Origin of the sequence: Streptomyces sp. NPDC050619 (assembly GCF_040654815.1) — a bacterium.
Classification (GTDB): Bacteria; Actinomycetota; Actinomycetes; order Streptomycetales; family Streptomycetaceae; genus Streptomyces.
In genome coordinates this window covers 69519-85608 of the sequence record NZ_JBFAIR010000019.1, presented here as the reverse complement: position 1 = coordinate 85608, position 16090 = coordinate 69519, and the positions used below count along the sequence as shown (strand labels likewise).

At 70.8% G+C, this 16090-nt stretch carries 12 protein-coding genes; 4 read left to right on the top strand and 8 right to left on the bottom strand.

Annotated elements, in window-relative coordinates; translation table 11 throughout:
- Window positions 1–121: 121 nt before the first annotated feature.
- The gene (locus tag AB0I77_RS28750; RefSeq protein ID WP_363285734.1) at window positions 122–1435 is read right to left on the bottom strand and encodes a hypothetical protein; all 1314 of its coding nucleotides are present in this window, start codon (window positions 1433–1435) and stop codon (window positions 122–124) included.
- Between the two features lie 203 nt (window positions 1436–1638).
- Between AB0I77_RS28750 and AB0I77_RS28745 the strand changes: the two genes are divergently transcribed.
- Window positions 1639–2538 carry a DUF4429 domain-containing protein gene (locus AB0I77_RS28745; protein WP_363285618.1) on the top strand — a complete coding sequence of 300 codons (900 nt, stop codon included), beginning with the start codon at window positions 1639–1641 and terminating at the stop codon, window positions 2536–2538.
- A 58-nt stretch (window positions 2539–2596) separates the two neighbouring features.
- Here AB0I77_RS28745 and AB0I77_RS28740 read toward each other — a convergent pair whose 3' ends face one another.
- Entirely contained in the window at window positions 2597–3406 is an 810-nt protein-coding gene (locus AB0I77_RS28740) for a class II aldolase/adducin family protein (protein ID WP_363285617.1), read from the bottom strand.
- Window positions 3407–3558: 152 nt separating this feature from the next.
- Between AB0I77_RS28740 and AB0I77_RS28735 the strand changes: the two genes are divergently transcribed.
- A complete protein-coding gene (locus AB0I77_RS28735) occupies window positions 3559–4035 on the top strand; it encodes a pyridoxamine 5'-phosphate oxidase family protein (protein WP_363285616.1) in 477 nt (158 codons plus the stop codon).
- Between the two features lie 16 nt (window positions 4036–4051).
- Here the strand turns inward: AB0I77_RS28735 and guaA are convergent, their stop codons facing one another.
- Entirely contained in the window at window positions 4052–5623 is a 1572-nt protein-coding gene (guaA, locus tag AB0I77_RS28730) for a glutamine-hydrolyzing GMP synthase (RefSeq protein WP_363285615.1), read from the bottom strand.
- Between the two features lie 330 nt (window positions 5624–5953).
- On the opposite strand from guaA, the gene AB0I77_RS28725 reads away from it, so the two are divergent.
- Window positions 5954–6235: a chorismate mutase gene (locus AB0I77_RS28725; protein ID WP_363285614.1), complete on the top strand. Its 282-nt coding sequence runs from the start codon at window positions 5954–5956 to the stop codon at window positions 6233–6235.
- Between the two features lie 564 nt (window positions 6236–6799).
- Entirely contained in the window at window positions 6800–7837 is a 1038-nt protein-coding gene (locus AB0I77_RS28720) for an LAETG motif-containing sortase-dependent surface protein (RefSeq protein WP_363285613.1), read from the top strand.
- A 113-nt stretch (window positions 7838–7950) separates the two neighbouring features.
- Here the strand turns inward: AB0I77_RS28720 and AB0I77_RS28715 are convergent, their stop codons facing one another.
- The 5 genes from AB0I77_RS28715 to AB0I77_RS28695 form a co-directional block, all read right to left on the bottom strand.
- Window positions 7951–9729, bottom strand: coding sequence for a GMC family oxidoreductase (locus AB0I77_RS28715; RefSeq protein WP_363285612.1), 1779 nt, complete (start codon window positions 9727–9729; stop codon window positions 7951–7953).
- Window positions 9730–9771: 42 nt separating this feature from the next.
- Window positions 9772–11385: a succinic semialdehyde dehydrogenase gene (locus AB0I77_RS28710; RefSeq protein ID WP_363285611.1), complete on the bottom strand. Its 1614-nt coding sequence runs from the start codon at window positions 11383–11385 to the stop codon at window positions 9772–9774.
- A gap of 99 nt (window positions 11386–11484) precedes the next feature.
- On the bottom strand, window positions 11485–13026 hold the full coding sequence (locus AB0I77_RS28705) for a serine/threonine-protein kinase (protein ID WP_363285610.1): 1542 nt from the start codon (window positions 13024–13026) through the stop codon (window positions 11485–11487).
- Between the two features lie 57 nt (window positions 13027–13083).
- Window positions 13084–14211: a serine/threonine-protein kinase gene (locus tag AB0I77_RS28700; protein WP_363285609.1), complete on the bottom strand. Its 1128-nt coding sequence runs from the start codon at window positions 14209–14211 to the stop codon at window positions 13084–13086.
- A gap of 65 nt (window positions 14212–14276) precedes the next feature.
- Entirely contained in the window at window positions 14277–15995 is a 1719-nt protein-coding gene (locus tag AB0I77_RS28695; protein ID WP_363285608.1) for a protein kinase, read from the bottom strand.
- Window positions 15996–16090 lie beyond the last annotated feature (95 nt).

The following is a 16090-nucleotide window of genomic DNA, read 5'->3' as shown; positions in this document are numbered from 1 at the left end:
TCCTAGCCGCCTCTCGCCCGCCGTGCAGTGACTCCTCAGAAGACGATACGCACGCCAGGGAAACCCCGCTCAACCCCGCGCGACCAGTTTCTCCGACTTGACCCGACTTCAGCGGCTGCCGTCACTCCGTCACATCGATCGCATACCGGTTCGTCTCCACCCCGGCCGCGGTCACCACCTGCACATCCACCCGCCCCGGCTCCACATCCACCGGCACCGGCACGGTCAGCACCGCGTCCGTCGGATTGCTGAAGCCCCCGGCCACCGGCACCAGCGGCACCCGTACGTTCACCGCGCCGATGCGCACGACCATCTGCGACAACCGGTCCGCGCCCTGTGCCCCCGGCGGCACGAACCCGGCGCCCCGGATCTCCACGTCGTCGCCGGTCCGGATCGGCCCGTCAAGGTCACCGGCCTCCCTCGCCCGCACCACGGAAAGGATCACCGGCCGCCCGCCCTCCGCGTACTTCCCGGCCAGATAGGTCCCGGCCGACACGAGCACCACCACCGCCAGCCCCCACGGCAGGTCCGGCAACTGGTCCGGCCGCCGGGCCAGCCGTACCGCCGCGAACAGCAGAGCCACCCCGCTGATCACGACGTACTGGATGTCCGCGAAGGTCCCCCGGCCCGCGTCGTCCGTCAGCACGTCGGCCGCCCTGGGCCGTTCGGCCCGTACCTTCTGCAACCGTTGACCCAGCACCCGCAGCCCGACCACCCGCCGCACCAGCACCGCGATCGCGCACACCACCGCGAGCACGGTCACCACGCCCGCGCCCCGGGCGAGTCCGAGCCCGGAGATCAGCGCGTCCCGCTCCGTGTGTCCGGAGGCCGCGGCCAACCGCCCCACCAGTACCAGCACGGCGTACGCGACGAACACCACCCAGCCGACCGCCACCGCGCGCGAGGTGGACAGGCGGTTGTCCTCGCCGATCAGCGGGGCCAGCGCGCCACCGCAGGCCCGGTGGAACCACGACGCCGCCGTCACCGCGCCGGCCACCAGCAGTGCCGCGAGCAGTCCGGCCGTGCGCGCCGTCGTCCAGCCCGCGCCGATCGCCGTGAGCGACTGCGCCAACAGCAACAGCACGACCAGCGCCCACACCGCGATCGTCGTACGGCGCCACAGCAGTCCCAGCCATGCCTCGCCCTCGGCCCGGCCGCGTTCGGCGACGAGTTCCGCGGACTGGGTCAGCTCCTCCGAGACCCACTGCCGGGAGGCCGACGCCGAGTGGGCCACCCCCGCGGGCAGCCCCTGCCCTGCCGCGAACTCGTCCCGCTTCAGCAGGAACTCGGCGACCGCCCGCCGGTGCCCCGCACGCGCGCCGTGCGGACAGTCCCCGCAGGTGCAACCGCCTCCGTGCGCACGTCCGTGCCCACTCGTGGACGCTCCGCCCGGCCCGCCCGCTGCCCCGCCCTGTCTCGCCTCCTGTACCGCCACGTCCAACGCCCGCTTTCCCGCGGCCTCACGAGCCACGACCTTCACGATCGGTGGCCCCTTCGCGGAATCCGGCCACTGCCACGCAAGTTCCCCCTACGACGACAGCGGAATTGTGCCCTACCCGGCGCGTCCGCGTCCGCCCGGTCTGGTCAGCACGGGGGAAGTCGGGCCTGCCGTGTTGACCCGGCTGCGAGAATTTGTCCATGGCCGAGATCATCCAGCGCGACGGGACCTGGGCCTTTGACGGCAGCACGGTCCGGATCACGCCGGGGCTCCACCGCTCCGTGCCGCTGTTCCGGCAGACGTACGGAGAGGTCGCCGTGCCCCTGGAGGCCATCTCGGGCATCGTCTTCGAGCCCGAACGCAAGCGCGGCCGGCTGCGCATGCGGCTGCGCGAGGGCGCCGACCCGCTCCTCCAGGCGACGGGGGGCCGCCTGCCCGATCCGGCCGATCCCTACCGGCTGCTGGTGGACGTCGACCGCGCCGGGGTCGCCGAGTACGTGGCCGAGGAGATCCGCCGCTCCCTGCTCCTGGACCAGATCCCCAAGGAACCGACCAAGGCCTACCTCCTGCCGGGTCCACCGGTCCCGGTCTCGGTGCGTTCCTCCGACGGCACGGTCTCCTTCGACGGCACCCAGGTGCGCATCGACTGGTCCGACACCTCCGACCGGCTCAAGCGGGCCACCGGCCCGCGGATCATCAACATCGGGGACCTCGTCCAGGTCGAGTGGCTGCCCAACTCCGGTTACGAGGACGGCTTCCTGCGCTTCGTGACCCGGGAGACGGTGTTCTCCAAACTGCCGCCGGAGAAGGACCCGTACGCCCTGGACCTGTGGGGCAGCGCCCGCCGCGACCTGCTCACGGCCCTCGTCGCCACCGCGGTCACGGCCCGGCTGTCCCACCCCTCCACCCGCACCGGCGTCGAGGACGGCGAGCGGCACGCGCCCCGGCCCCGCCTCACGACGGCCGCCGTGCCGCCCCAGGCCGACCATCACGACGTCCTCCTGCGGCGGCTGCGCGAGCTGGGCGAACTGCACCGGGACGGGGTGCTCACCGACGAGGAGTTCGCGATGACGAAGGCGGCGGTGCTCCGGGGCTTCTAGCCCGACCAGCTGAACCGCTGAACCAGCTCAGCTGGCCGAACCAGCTGAACCAGCTCAGCTAGCTCAAGAAATCAGGCTCGCTGCGGCTGATGTCCTGCCACATGGGCTGGTAGTTGATCCATGCCACCAGGTCCCCGCCCGTCTGCTCCCGCGTGGCCACCGCCGCCTTGTGGTCGATCAGGACGGGCCGGCCGGCCGCCTTCGCGGTCAGCTGGACCTGACAGGACCGTTCCATCGACAGGAACCACCAGGCCGCCGCGTCCACCGAGTCCCCGACGGTCAGCAGCCCGTGGTTGCGCAGCACGAGCGCCTTGCGGGAGCCGAGGGCGGTGGCGATCCGGCGGCCCTCGTCGGCGTCGACGGCGACGCCGGTGTAGGCGTCGTACAGGGCGTGATCCTCGTAGAAGGCGCAGCTCTCCTGAGTGATGGGGTCCAGGAAGTCGCCCAGCGCGGAGAGCGCCCGCCCGTGCACCGAGTGGCAGTGGGCGACGGCGACGACGTCGGGGCGGGCCGCGTGCACCTGGGCGTGCACGGTGAACGCCGCCTGGTTGACGTGGTAGCTGCCGTCGACCACCTGCCCGTCCGAGTTGGCGAGCACCAGGTCGCTCACCGTGACGTGCCGGAACGGCATCCCGAAAGGATTGACCCAGAAGCAGTCGCTGAACTCGGGGTCGCGCGCGGTGATGTGCCCTGACACCCCGTCTTCGAAGCCGAGCCGCCCGAAGATCCGCAGCGCGCCCGCGAGCCGCTCCTTGCGGTGCCGCCGCTCGTCCTCGACCGATTCGTGCATCGGCGGCATGGCGAACCGCAACCGGTCGGTGGGCAGCGGCAGGGGCGGTGTGGGCCCGGCTTCGGGCATCCCGTGCATGTTTCCTCCAGCACTGCGTAGCTTTACGGGGCGGAAGTTACCGTCGGTCAGCACAAGAGAACAGCGCTGGTGCGTGAAGCCGATGGGTAAAGATGGCGCACGCCGCCAATACCAGACAGAAGGTGTCGGGTATCGGCGGGAGACTGTCCGCTATGAACTGGGCAACCTGGGCGGCCTTCTCCGCAGCGGAACCCGAACTGGCCAAGACCGTCGAAGAACGCTTCGGCGCCTACACCCACCACACCCTCGCGACCCTGCGCAAGGACGGATCGCCGCGCACCACCGGCCTCGAGGTGCGTTTCCTGAACGGTGAGCTGTGGCTGGGCATGATGCCGGGCTCGCTCAAGGCGCTCGATCTGCGCCGCGACCAGCGCTTCGCGCTCCAGGCGAACCCGGGAGACGGCACCGGCATGGGCGGCGGCGACGTCCGGATCAGCGGGCGGGCGATCGAGGTGGACGACCCCGAGACGCGGGCCGGGTATGCGAAAGAGGTGGAACCGCCGGAGCCGTTCCACCTCTTCCGCACCGAGCTGATGGAGGTCGTACGGACCTACGTCGAGGACGACACCTACCTGGTCGTCCAGGTCTGGAAACCCGGAGAGCCGGTGCGCACGCTCAAGCGGACCTGAGCCGCACAGAAGAAGCTCACTCCCACTCAATCGTCCCCGGCGGCTTGCTCGTCACGTCGAGGACGACCCGGTTGACGTCCGCGACCTCGTTCGTGATCCGGGTCGAGATCTTCGCGAGGACGTCGTACGGCAGCCGCGACCAGTCGGCGGTCATGGCGTCCTCGCTCGAGACCGGGCGCAGGACGATCGGGTGGCCGTAGGTCCGGCCGTCGCCCTGGACGCCGACGCTGCGGACGTCCGCGAGCAGGACCACCGGGCACTGCCAGATGTCCCGGTCGAGGCCGGCCGCGGTGAGTTCCTCGCGGGCGATGGCGTCGGCGTCACGGAGCAGGTCGAGACGCTCCTTCGTCACCTCGCCGACGATCCGGATACCCAGGCCGGGACCGGGGAACGGCTGGCGCTGGACGATCTCGTCCGGCAGGCCGAGCTCCTGGCCGACCATCCGCACCTCGTCCTTGAACAGCTTGCGCAGCGGCTCGATCAGCTTGAACTCGAGGTCTTCGGGGAGCCCGCCGACGTTGTGGTGGGACTTGATGTTGGCCGTGCCGGTACCGCCACCGGACTCGACCACGTCCGGGTAGAGCGTGCCCTGGACCAGGAAGGCGACCTCGGGACCCGCGTCCGCGATGATCTCCGCCTGCGCCTGCTCGAAGACCCGGATGAACTCCCGGCCGATGATCTTCCGCTTCTCCTCGGGGTCGGAGACCCCCGCGAGCGCCTTGAGGAAGCGCTCCTCGGCGTCGACGACCTTCAGCTGTACGCCGGTCGCGGCCACGAAGTCCTTCTCGACCTGCTCGGTCTCGCCCTTGCGCATCAGGCCGTGGTCGACGTACACGCAGGTCAGCTGCGAGCCGATGGCCTTCTGTACGAGGGCGGCTGCGACGGCGGAGTCCACGCCGCCGGACAGACCGCAGATCGCGCGCTTGTCGCCGACCTGCTCGCGGATGGCAGCGACCTGCTCCTCGATCACGTTGCCCGCGGTCCAGGTCGGGGTCAGGCCCGCGCCCCGGTACAGGAAGTGCTCGAGCACCTGCTGGCCGTGCGTGGTGTGCATGACCTCGGGGTGGTACTGGACGCCGTACAGCTTCTTCTCGTCGTTCTCGAAGGCGGCGACCGGGACGACGTCCGTGGAGGCCGTGACGGTGAAGCCCTCGGGGGCGGCGGAGCAGGCGTCGCCGTGCGACATCCACACCGACTGCTCGGCCGGGGTGCCCTCGAAGAGGGTGGAGCCGGACTTCGAGACGTGGAGGGGCGTACGGCCGTACTCGCGGGCGCCCGTGTTGTCGACGGTGCCGCCGAGGGCCGTCGCCATCAGCTGGAAGCCGTAGCACATGCCGAAGACGGGGACGCCGGCCTCGAAGATCTCGCGGTCGAGGCGAGGGGCGCGCTCGGCGTACACCGAGGAGGGGCCGCCGGAGAGGATGATCGCCGCCGGGTTCTTGGCGAGCATCTCGGCGACCGGCATGGTGCTCGGCACGATCTCGCTGTAGACCCGTGCCTCGCGGACGCGACGGGCGATGAGCTGGGCGTACTGCGCGCCGAAGTCGACGACCAGGACGGTGTCGGGGGCGGGGGTCGCTGATGACACGGGGTGCCTTCCGGCGGTGGGGCGGGGGCTGTGATTACCGATTCTAACGGGGTGGCCGTGGGGCCCCTCACCGTGTCACCGTGCGCTGGGGCTCCGCCCCCAGAAGGCGCCGTGGCATACTGAACCCCATGCTCACGCACCCGACCTTCCTCTTTACCTATGGCAACCGGCCCGCCGGATGCCATGGTCGTGCTGCTTGAGCTACTGACAAGCGACTTCCCAGGCGCCCCGGGCCGACAAGGCCCGGGGCGTCTGGCGTTTCCCGGGTCGTGTCGCTCCGAGGCCGCCTCACCCCACCCATCGAACGCCTATCGAATGAGGAGCCCCGACATGACCGCCACCGACGTGACCGGCGCCCGTACCCCCGAAGCCGCCGACGTGATCAGCGGTGCCCGTGAGCGCATCGACGCCCTGGACGACCGGATCATCGGGCTGATCCAGGAACGGATGGCCGTGTCCGCCGTCATCCAGGAGGCGCGGATCGCCTCCGGCGGCCGGCGCGTGAACCTCTCCCGCGAGATGGACGTCCTGGGCCACTACAGGGACGCGTTGGGCAAGCCGGGTACGTCCCTCGCCATGACGCTCCTCGAACTGTGCCGGGGTCGCATCTGAGTTCGGTCCCGCTCTCACCCGTACGGCGCGTGACCGCCGCGCGAGCGGCTTCGTTGGTACCGGTGTCCGTGCCAGCCAGGGGCGGGCTCGAGAGAACCACGCGTGGCTCGCTGGAGCGATGAGACGTACGGGTCGTGCTGTGCGTCGTGGGACCTCGCTCCGGGAAGGTGACCGGACGGCAGGGGACAGCAGCCCGGTCACCCAAGAGAACGGTCGGCTCCGGGGACGCTCGGGGCCGACCGGCGGGAAGCACAAGACGAAGCAACCAGGACAAGCGGCGCAACCCCCCGGCGCCGCTACCGGCACCGGCGCTGCCCTGACGTCGGTGCTGACGAAAGAAGGGCCCCGCGGCCGACCTCCCGCGGGGCCCTTCGCACGTCCGCTCGGGAGTCGCGCCCGCTCGGAAGTGACCTGGGTCATATAAAGATCCTGTGAGTGCGGGCACAACCATTATCCGGCTTCACGAATCAAACCTGGCGAACCAAGGGCCACCCCCCGCGCCCCACACGCGGAGGCCTCCCAAGTGCGCTGCTACCTGCGGCGCACCGGATTTCCGAGGTCTTCATGAAGCTTCGCCGTGCCATGGCCGCAGCGGCCGCGACGGCCGTCATCGCCCCACTCGCCCTGCTCTCGGCGCCGACCGCGTTCGCGACGGGCGACGAGACTGCGACTCCCACCACGTCTACGAGCAGCCCGGCGGCAGAGGACAGCACGCCCGCCGCGGACGACACGACTCCGGCCGCTGACGACACGACTCCCGCGGCCGACGACACGACACCTGCCGCGGACGACACCACGCCCGCGGCCGACGACACCACCCCGGCCGCCGACAAGAGCAGCACGGCCGCCTCCCCGTCCGCGTCCCCGTCGCCGAGCGCCAGCGAGAGCGCGCCCGTGGACGAGGACCCCGAGCTCTGCGTCGACGAGGACGGCAACAGCACCGCCGAGCTCAGCGCCGACGTGACCAGCGGCCTGTCCGGGCTGCCCGAGACGGTCGTCGCCGGCGGCGGATGGACCGCGTTCTCGTTCAACGTCTCCAACAAGGGAGACGACGAGGTCAAGGACATCAAGCCGCTGCTCGGCGTCGCCGCGTTCGGCTGGGACGACGAGAAGGACTACTCCGGCCAGATCAAGCTCCAGATCTTCGACAAGTCCTCCGGTACCTGGACGACGGTCGCGGACGCCGCGGGCGAGGGCGGCACGTTCCCCGCGTTCTCGCTCGGCGCGGGCCAGTCGGTCTCGTACAAGCTGCGGCTCAGCGTCAGCGGCAAGGTGCCGGACTCCATGGGCCTGACCGGCGGCCTCGCCGAGTACGCCGACGACGAGGGCTGCTGGATCGCCGACGACCCGAACGGCTGGTTCTACTTCTTCGACATCCTCGCGGCCGGCTCCGACGCCGGTAACCCGAACGACGCCAAGCCGCAGACCGGCGGCATGAAGGACCTCTCGGACGTGAACGAGGTGTCCGCCACCGGCAGCCTCGCCGAGACGGGTTCCAGCTCGGCACTGCCGGTGATCGGTCTTGTGGGCGGGTTCGCCGTCGTCGCCGGTGCGGGCGCGGTGTTCGTGGTGCGCCGTCGCAAGGCCGGGGTCGAGGCGTAGATACAGCTTCGCGAGAAACGCGAGAAACAGAGAAGGACCTGCGCTCGGAGGGGGGTGCAGGTCCTTCTCGCTGTCTGTTACTTCCAAGTCCCCTTCTACTTCTACTTCCGCATCTACTTCTTCGGCGGCACCGCCGGTATCCCCAGGAACGGCAGCTTCAGCGCGCCGAACGCGTCCGCCGGGACCGCCGGTGACTTCGGCTCGACCGGCTTCAGGCGCTCGTATGCCGTCCCCTGGGCCGGACGCGGGTCCTGCTCGCCCTTGTTGGGCCAGTACGACATCGCGCGCTCGGCCTGGGCCGTGATCGTCAGGGAGGGGTTCACGCCCAGGTTAGCGGAGACCGCCGCGCCGTCGACGACGGAGATGCCGGGGTGACCGTAGAGGCGGTGGTACGGGTCGAGTACGCCGGTCTCGCGGGAGGAGCCGATCGGGCAGCCGCCGAGGAAGTGGGCGGTGAGGGGAGTGCCCATCAGTTCGCCCACGTTGGAGCCGGCGAAGCCGTTGATCTCGGCCGCGATGGCGGAGGCGCCCGCTGAAGCCGCCTTGATCTGCTTGGGGTTGGGGGCGCCGTGGCCCTGACATGCCGTCAGCAGGCCCTTGCCCACTCCGTCCGGTTTCAGGTACGTCGTCAGGGAGTTGTCCAGGGACTGCATGACCAGGCCGATGATGGTCCGCTCCGACCAGCGGTGGTTGGAGAGGGAGCGCAGGACCAGGAACGGGTGGCGGGCCGCGTTCCGCAGCCAGGCCAGGGCGCGGGAGGAGCCTGCCGCGTACGGGACCTGGAGGATCGACAGGCCGCCCATGGAGTTGGAGCCCTTGCCGTAGCGGACCGGCTCGATGTGGGTGTTGGCGTCGGGGTGGACGGACGACGTGATGGCGACGCCGCGGGTGAAGTCGACCTTCGGCTCGCCCGTCGCCTTGCGGTAGCGGCGGTTGGTGGTCTGGGCGCCGACCAGGGCCTCGGAGTTGGTGCGGGTCAGCTCGCCCAGCCGGTCGGAGATGTACGGGAGTTGACCGCCGGTCTTCATGCGGTGCAGGAGGGTCTGGGTGCCGTAGGTGCCGGCCGCGATGACCACCTGGCGGGCCTTGAAGGTCCTGCCCTTCGCCTTGCGGCGGTCGTCGGTGGCGAGCGTGGCGATCGCGTAGCCGCCCCGCGAGTCGTCGGTGACCGACACGACCGTCGTCATCGGGTGGACGACCGCGCCCCCCTTCTCGGCGAGGTACAGGTAGTTCTCGTTGAGGGTGTTCTTCGCGCCGTGGCGGCAGCCGGTCATGCACTCGCCGCACTCGTTGCAGGCCTTGCGGGACGGGCCCGCGCCGCCGAAGTACGGGTCGTTCACCTGCTCACCGGGGCTGGCCTTCGTGGCGCCGGCCGCGTCCTCGCCGTCCCCGAAGAACACGCCGACCGGGGCCAGGTGGAAGGTGTCGCCGACGCCCATCCGCTCGGCTGCCGCCTTGAGGTGCACGTCGGACGGGGTCATCGTCGGATTCAGGCGTACACCGAGCATGCGCCGCGCCTGGTCGTAGTACGGCGTCAACTCCTCCTGCCAGTCCGTGATGTCCCGCCACTGCGGGTCCTCGAAGAACGGCTTCGGCGGTACGTAGAGGGTGTTGGCGTAGTTGAGGGAGCCGCCGCCTACGCCTGCGCCGGCCAGGACCATGACGTTGCCGAGCAGGTGGATGCGCTGGATGCCGTACATGTTGAACTTGGGGGCCCATAGGTAGTTCTTCAGGTCCCAGGAGTTCTTGGGGAGGGTTTCGCGAGTGAAGCGACGGCCCGCTTCCACTACGCCGACCTTGTAACCCTTTTCCGTGAGGCGGAGGGCGGTTACCGAGCCGCCGAAGCCGGAGCCGATTACGAGGACGTCGTAGTCATAGGCGTCTTGCGACAACGTGTTCTCCTCATTGAGATTCGCTGCGGGCCGTCTGTGGTTCTACCTGAACCGGAATGCCTTCATGAGCCGGAGGCTGCGGCTCATGAACTGGGCGTACTTCTCATCGTCCATTCCCAGTGAGGGAGCCATCGGCAGCAGGCGCTGCTGGGCGATCGTCTGGGCCTCGGTGAACTTGAGGATGCCCTCGGAGCCGTGGCGGCGGCCGAGGCCGGAGTCCTTCATGCCGCCCATGGGGGCCTGGACGCTGCCGTAGGCGGACGCGTAGCCCTCGTTGACGTTCACGGTTCCGGTGCGCAGGCGGGAGGCGACCTCGCGGCCACGGCGGCCGTCCTTCGTCCAGACGGAGGAATTGAGGCCGTACGGCGTGGAGTTGGCGACCTGCACCGCCTCGTCGTCGGTCTTGAAGCGGTAGATCGACACGACCGGGCCGAAGGTCTCCTCCGAGCAGACGGCCATCGGGGCCTCGACGCCGTCGAGGATGGTCGGCTCGAAGAAGTACGGGCCGATGTCCGGGCGGGCCGCCCCGCCGGCGACAAGCTTCGCGCCCTTCGCCACGGCCTCCTCGACGTGCCGGGCGACGGTCTCCAGCTGCCGCTCTCCGGCCAGGGATCCCATGTCGGCGCCGTAGGCCAGGGAGGTGCCGAGCCGCATGGCCTTCGTACGGGCGGCGAAGCGCTCGACGAACGCGTCGGCGATCGACTCGTGGACGTACAACCGCTCGATGGAGACGCAGAGTTGGCCGGCGGAGGAGAAGCAGGCGCGGACCGCGCCCGCCGCCGCCTTCTCGATGTCGGCGTCCTCCAGCACCAGCATGGCGTTCTTGCCGCCGAGTTCGAGGGAGGCGCCGATCAGACGGGCGGCGGCGCCCTGGGCGACCTCGCGGCCCGTGCGGGTGGAACCGGTGAAGGAGACGTAGTCGGCGTGCTTGACGATCTCCGGGCCGACGACGGGCCCCTCGCCGAGGACCACCTGGAAGACATCGGCGGGCAGACCGGCCTCGATGAGGAGGTCACGGGCCCAGAGGGCCGTCAGACACGTCTCCGTGTCGGGCTTCATCACGACCGCGTTGCCCGCGACGAGCGCCGGGAGCGCGTCGCCGGCCGACAGTTCCAGGGGGTAGTTCCAGGGCACGATCAAGCCGACGACACCGCGCGGGTGGCGCAGTTCGGTGACGCGGGTGAGGGTCGGCACGGCGCCCGCGTGCCGCTTCGGCTTCAGATACGCGGGTGCCTTACGGCCGTAATGGCGGGCCGCGACGGCGACGGACTGCACCTCCTCGTGCGCGTGCAGCCGGGCCTTGCCGGTCTCCAGCTGGACCAGGTCGAGGACCTCGGCCTGGCGTTCGAGGATCAGGTCGTGAAAGCGCAGGAGTACGGCGGCGCGCTCCCGCAGGGGAGTCTGCGCCCAGACGGACTGCGCCGTGCGGGCCGTCTCGAAGGCCTTCCGTACGTCCTCGGGCGTGGACTCGGGCAGATCCGCCAGCTTCTCACCGGTGAACGGCGTGTGGTTGGCGGTCCGGCCGGAGCCGACCACACCCTTGGTGAGCTGGGCGACCAGCTCGGGCGTGACCACGTCGGCGGCGGTGCGGGCGCCCGCCGGGGCGGGGGCGATGGGGTTCGTGCCGGTCTGGGCCGGGGCCTGCGCGTCCGTCATGAGCCGCAGGGTATGACGCCGCGAAGACTTTGTGTACCCGTCGGTAATGGGGATTCACCGGCTGCTCACATGACGCCGGCCAGGACTGGCCCTGCGGACTCAGCTTTTCCCGATCTCCAGCCGCTCGCGGGCTTCCTTGAAGAGGGCCGTGCCCTTCTTCTCGTCCGCCGTTCCCTTCGGCATGTCCACGCGCAGTTGGTACATCCGGTCGTCGTCGGTGCGGACGACCAGCCGCATCACGCGAGTCGGTGTGCCGTGCGGATCGTAGGTGACGTCGGCGAGGACGGCCTCCTGACCGTGGAAGCTGGTGGGGGTGTACTGGCCGGCGGACCGCTCGTACCCCTCCCAGGCGACCGGGGTCTTCTTCGCCTCGGTCGTCGGGGAGCCGGGCGCCTGGTCCCACTCGGTGAGGAAGACCTGGATGTTCTCGCCATTGCCAGTGCCATTGCCAGTGCCATTGCCGTACACGCTCATGCGGGGGTCGTCGCGGGCCTCGCCCACCTGGTGCATCCGCTTGTACTGCGGGGGGAGGTGGAGAACGGCGTCCATCGCCTGATCGCGGTGCGCTACCCAGCCGTCCTGCGGGGCTGTTCCGCCGGCGAACGAGGTACTGAGCCATACGCCGCCGGCGAGGAGGACGCCCACGAGGGCGACGGCCGTGCGGATGACGGTGCGGTGCTTGGGGGGTGGGGGGAGGAGGGGTGAGGGGAGAGGTTGGGGTGGCTTGGGAGTGGGATCGGTATCAGGGAGTTCGGGCTCGGGCTCGGGCTCGGGCAGGGGTGCGTCGTCCACAGGCCGCCGCTCCCCCGCCGCCGACTCCAGTGCCCGTGCGGCCTCCTCCGGGGCCGGCCGCCGTTCGGGGTCCTTCGCCAGCAGCCCGGTGATCAGCGGCCCGAGAGGGCCGGCCCGGGTGGGCTCGGGCGGATCGGCGGCGAGGATCGCGGCGAGCGTCGACTCCGGTGTCATACGCCGGAAAGGAGAGCCTCCTTCCACGGCGGCGTACAGCAGGACGCCCAGGGACCACAGGTCGGAGGCGGGGCCGGCGCCCGTGCCCGACATCCGCTCGGGGGCGATGAACTCCAGCGAGCCGACGAACTCGCCGCTGGCGGTGAGGGATTCCTCGCCCTGGACGTGGGCGATGCCGAAGTCGGTGAGGACGACGCGGTCGTGGTGGCCGAGCAGGACATTGGCGGGCTTCACGTCCCGGTGCACGATCCCGACGGCGTGCGCGGCGCGCAGGGCGCCGAGGACGGCGAGGCCGATGCGGGCGGCCTCGGCGGGTGGCAGCGGGCCGCGCCTGAGCGCCTCGTGCAGGGATTCGCCACGGACCAACTCCATGACGATCCACGGGAGTCCGTCCTCCTCTTCGACGACCACGTCATGGATGGCGACGGCGGCGGGATGGTCGACGCGGGCGGCCGCCCGGGCCTCGCGGTAGAGCCGGTGAGCGGCGCGCCGGTGTGCCTCGTGCTCCGGGTCACCCGGCAACCGGGGTTGCTTGACGGCGACTTCGCGCTCCACGAGTTCGTCGCGTGCCCGCCAGACGGTGCCCATGCCGCCGGATCCGATGCGCTCGATCAGCCGGTAACGCCCGTCGAGCAGCACGCCCTTGGGGTCCGTGTCGCCCCCGCTGTTGCTCATGCCTCATGAGTACCGCGCGGAACACCCGCTTGTCGACGCGGGACCCGGCTGGACCGCTCACCCACCCGCCGAGGGTGAGCGTGCCGTTGTCCCGCCGGAGAGGCTGGGCGAGGGGGACACGCTCGAGTACGTCGAGGTGCTCGGCGTACGCGGTGTGTCCCGACCGCCGGAAGCGGTCTGAGGCGCCGAACTCGTGGGCACCACACCCCCGTTCCCGTCGCCGTCCCGGTCCATGAGCAGCGCCGCCGCCGACACCCCCGCCCCCGCCATCGCGGCGACCAGAAACGCGCTGACCAGCACGCTCCGCTGCGAGTACCCGTGACGCTCCCCCGCGCCGAACCCTCCCGGCGTACGGCCCGTGTCCAGGAAGTCCCGCAGCATCCGCTCCGCATCCCCCGCATCGAGCCGCCGTCCGGGATCCCGCTCCAGCAGGCCCTGTACGACGGGCAGGATCGGCCCGGCCTCGGCGGGCGGCCGTATCTCGCCGGAGACGACCGCGTGCAGGATGCCGCCCAACGAGTCGCGCCGGAACGGCGATTCGCCGCTCAGGGCGGTGCACAGCAGCGCACCCAGCGACCACAGGTCGGACTCGGGGCCGGTCCTGGCCCCGGCGATCCGCTCGGGCGCGGTGTACTCGGGCGAGCCGACGAAGGACCCGGTCTCGGTGAGCGTGGTGGCGCCCTCGACCCGGGCGATGCCGAAGTCGGTGAGGACGACGCGGTCGGTGCCGTCCTCCACGAGGACGTTCGCGGGCTTGAGGTCGCGGTGCAGGACCCCGGCCGCGTGGGCCGTGCGCAGCGCGCCCAGCAGGGCGATGCCGATCCGGGCGGCCTCGGCGGGGTCGACCGGGCCGTGCTCGCCGATGCGCTCGGCGAGCGAGCCGCCGTCGATCAACTCCATGACGAGGTAGGGGCGCTCGTCGTGCTCGACGACGTCATGGACCACGATGATGTGCGGATGGCTCAACTGCGCGACCGCGCGCGCCTCCCGCAGGGTGCGGTCGCGCCACCGCCGGGCGTCGTCGGCGGGGAGAGTCTCGTCCAGGGGGAGTTCCTTGACGGCGACCCCGCGGCCGAGCAGCGTGTCCGTCGCCCGCCACACCACGCCCATGCCGCCGCGCCCGAGGAGTGCCTCCAGCCGGTAACGGCCCGCGATCACACGGGCGTTGTCCCCCTCGGTCCTCATACGTCTCATCATCCCGCACCGGACGGATCCGCTCCGGGGCGTCGACCAGCCAAAAAGGGACGGGCTCAGGGGCCCTTCGGCTGCCAGCCCTGAAGGACAGTCTTGAACTGCTTGCGGGTCTTCGCCCAGTCCGAGGCGGGCGACGACATGTAGATGGCGTACTCGATGCCGTCCCGCGCCAGGTACGTCTCCTCGATGGCGCGACGCGGCCCGGGCAAGGTCGCCTTGTCCTTGGCCAGCGCGGTCCACGTGTACTCCCACAGGGAGCCGGGGCGGTCACGGTAGATGTTCTTCTCCAACGTCACCGTCTTGTAGTCGACCAGCTTCGACTTCAGCTGCTGTTCCAGGTCACGCTGATGCTCGTACGGAACGCTGAAGTCCGGCGACTCGTCGACGGCGATGCGGATGAAATGCTCACCGCCGTCGGGTGAGTAGTCGATCTGCTCGATGCCGTCCGCGTCGCTGAACTCCTTCCGCGTCCAGCCCTTGGGCAGAGAGAGGCTGAAGCCCACCGGGTCGTGCCGGGTGACCCAGGTACTCGCGCCGGTGCTCGTCGGGCTGGGGTCCGCGGACGTGACGTCCTGCTGCCGCCCCTTGTCCCACTGCTGCAACGCCACGGCCGAGCCCCCGCCGACGATCGCGGCCAGCGCGACGACGAGCGCCAGGGTGCGCAGACGGCGGCGCTTGGGCGGGGGCGCGGCGGCGGCAGGCTGCCCCGGTCCGACGGCCGTGTGACCGCTCGCCGGCGGATACGGCGTACCGGCGGCCGAGCCGTACGGCGTACCGGTCGCCGGGGTATACGGCGTGCCGGTCGCCGGCGTGTACGGCGTACCCGTGGCTGAGCCGTACGGCGAACCGGTGGTTGAGCTGTACGGCGAACCCGTGGCCGCCTCCGGTCCCGTACGGCTCTCGGTCTCCCGGCGGTTGCCCACGTGCTGCGTCGGGACGTACGCCTGCGCCGAGCTCGGCCGCCGTCCCTCCGCCGCCTCGGCGAGCATCTGCTCGGCCTCGGCCAGGTCGGGCCGCACGGCCGGATCCTTGTGCAGCAGGGCGGCGATGACGGGCCCGAGCGAACCGGCGTACCGCGGCTCGGTGGGTTCCTCGTCGACGACCGCCTGCATGGTGGTCAGCGGTGAGGTGCGGCGGAACGGCGACCGGCCCTCGACCGCCGTGTACAGCGTGGCGCCCAGCGCCCACAGGTCCGAGGAGGCTCCCGGGTCGTGGCCGCGGATCCGCTCGGGGGCGAGGTAGTCGACGGAGCCGACGATCTCTCCGGTCCGAGTGATGGCGGTGTCGCCCTCGACCTGCGCGATGCCGAAATCGGTGAGCAGGACCCGGCCGTCGCGGGACAGCAGCACGTTGCCCGGCTTCACGTCGCGGTGCAGCACGCCGGCGGAGTGCGCGGCGCGCAGCGCACGCAGCACCCACAGCCCGATGCGCGCGGCCTCCCTCGGCTCGATCCGACCCTGTTCCTTGACCGCGTCGGCCAGCGAGTGGCCCTCGACCAGCTCCATCACGATCCACGGCCGGCCGTCGTGATCGAGCACGTCGTGCACGGTGACGACGGCGGAGTGGTTGATCCGCGCGGCGGCACGCGCCTCCGCCCGGGTACGGGCGAGGAGAACGGCCTGGTCGCTCTCGGAGACGTAGAGCGCGGCGGTCAACTCCTTGATCGCGACGGCCCGGTGCAGCACCTCGTCGTGCGCACGCCACACCCGCCCCATGCCGCCCTTGCCGATCGTGTCGGCGAGCCGGTAGCGACCGGCGAGGAGCTGACCCTGCATCTGATTCACGTTGCCCCGCAATGTTCTTGACAGGCTCAGGTTAAGTACCTGCCCGCTCCCAGGGGAACCAGGGGGGTGTCACGGTGACCGCACTG

What these genes read in the sequence shown, in the direction of transcription:
- AB0I77_RS28745 (WP_363285618.1), top strand. Translation starts at nt 1,639, where the DNA reads ATGGCCGAGATCATCCAGCGCGACGGGACCTGGGCCTTTGACGGCAGC.
- AB0I77_RS28740 (WP_363285617.1), bottom strand. Translation starts at nt 3,406, where the DNA reads ATGCACGGGATGCCCGAAGCCGGGCCCACACCGCCCCTGCCGCTGCCC.
- AB0I77_RS28735 (WP_363285616.1), top strand. Translation starts at nt 3,559, where the DNA reads ATGAACTGGGCAACCTGGGCGGCCTTCTCCGCAGCGGAACCCGAACTG.
- AB0I77_RS28725 (WP_363285614.1), top strand. Translation starts at nt 5,954, where the DNA reads ATGACCGCCACCGACGTGACCGGCGCCCGTACCCCCGAAGCCGCCGAC.
- AB0I77_RS28720 (WP_363285613.1), top strand. Translation starts at nt 6,800, where the DNA reads ATGAAGCTTCGCCGTGCCATGGCCGCAGCGGCCGCGACGGCCGTCATC.
- AB0I77_RS28710 (WP_363285611.1), bottom strand. Translation starts at nt 11,385, where the DNA reads ATGACGGACGCGCAGGCCCCGGCCCAGACCGGCACGAACCCCATCGCC.
- AB0I77_RS28705 (WP_363285610.1), bottom strand. Translation starts at nt 13,026, where the DNA reads ATGAGCAACAGCGGGGGCGACACGGACCCCAAGGGCGTGCTGCTCGAC.
- AB0I77_RS28700 (WP_363285609.1), bottom strand. Translation starts at nt 14,211, where the DNA reads ATGAGGACCGAGGGGGACAACGCCCGTGTGATCGCGGGCCGTTACCGG.
- AB0I77_RS28695 (WP_363285608.1), bottom strand. Translation starts at nt 15,995, where the DNA reads ATGCAGGGTCAGCTCCTCGCCGGTCGCTACCGGCTCGCCGACACGATC.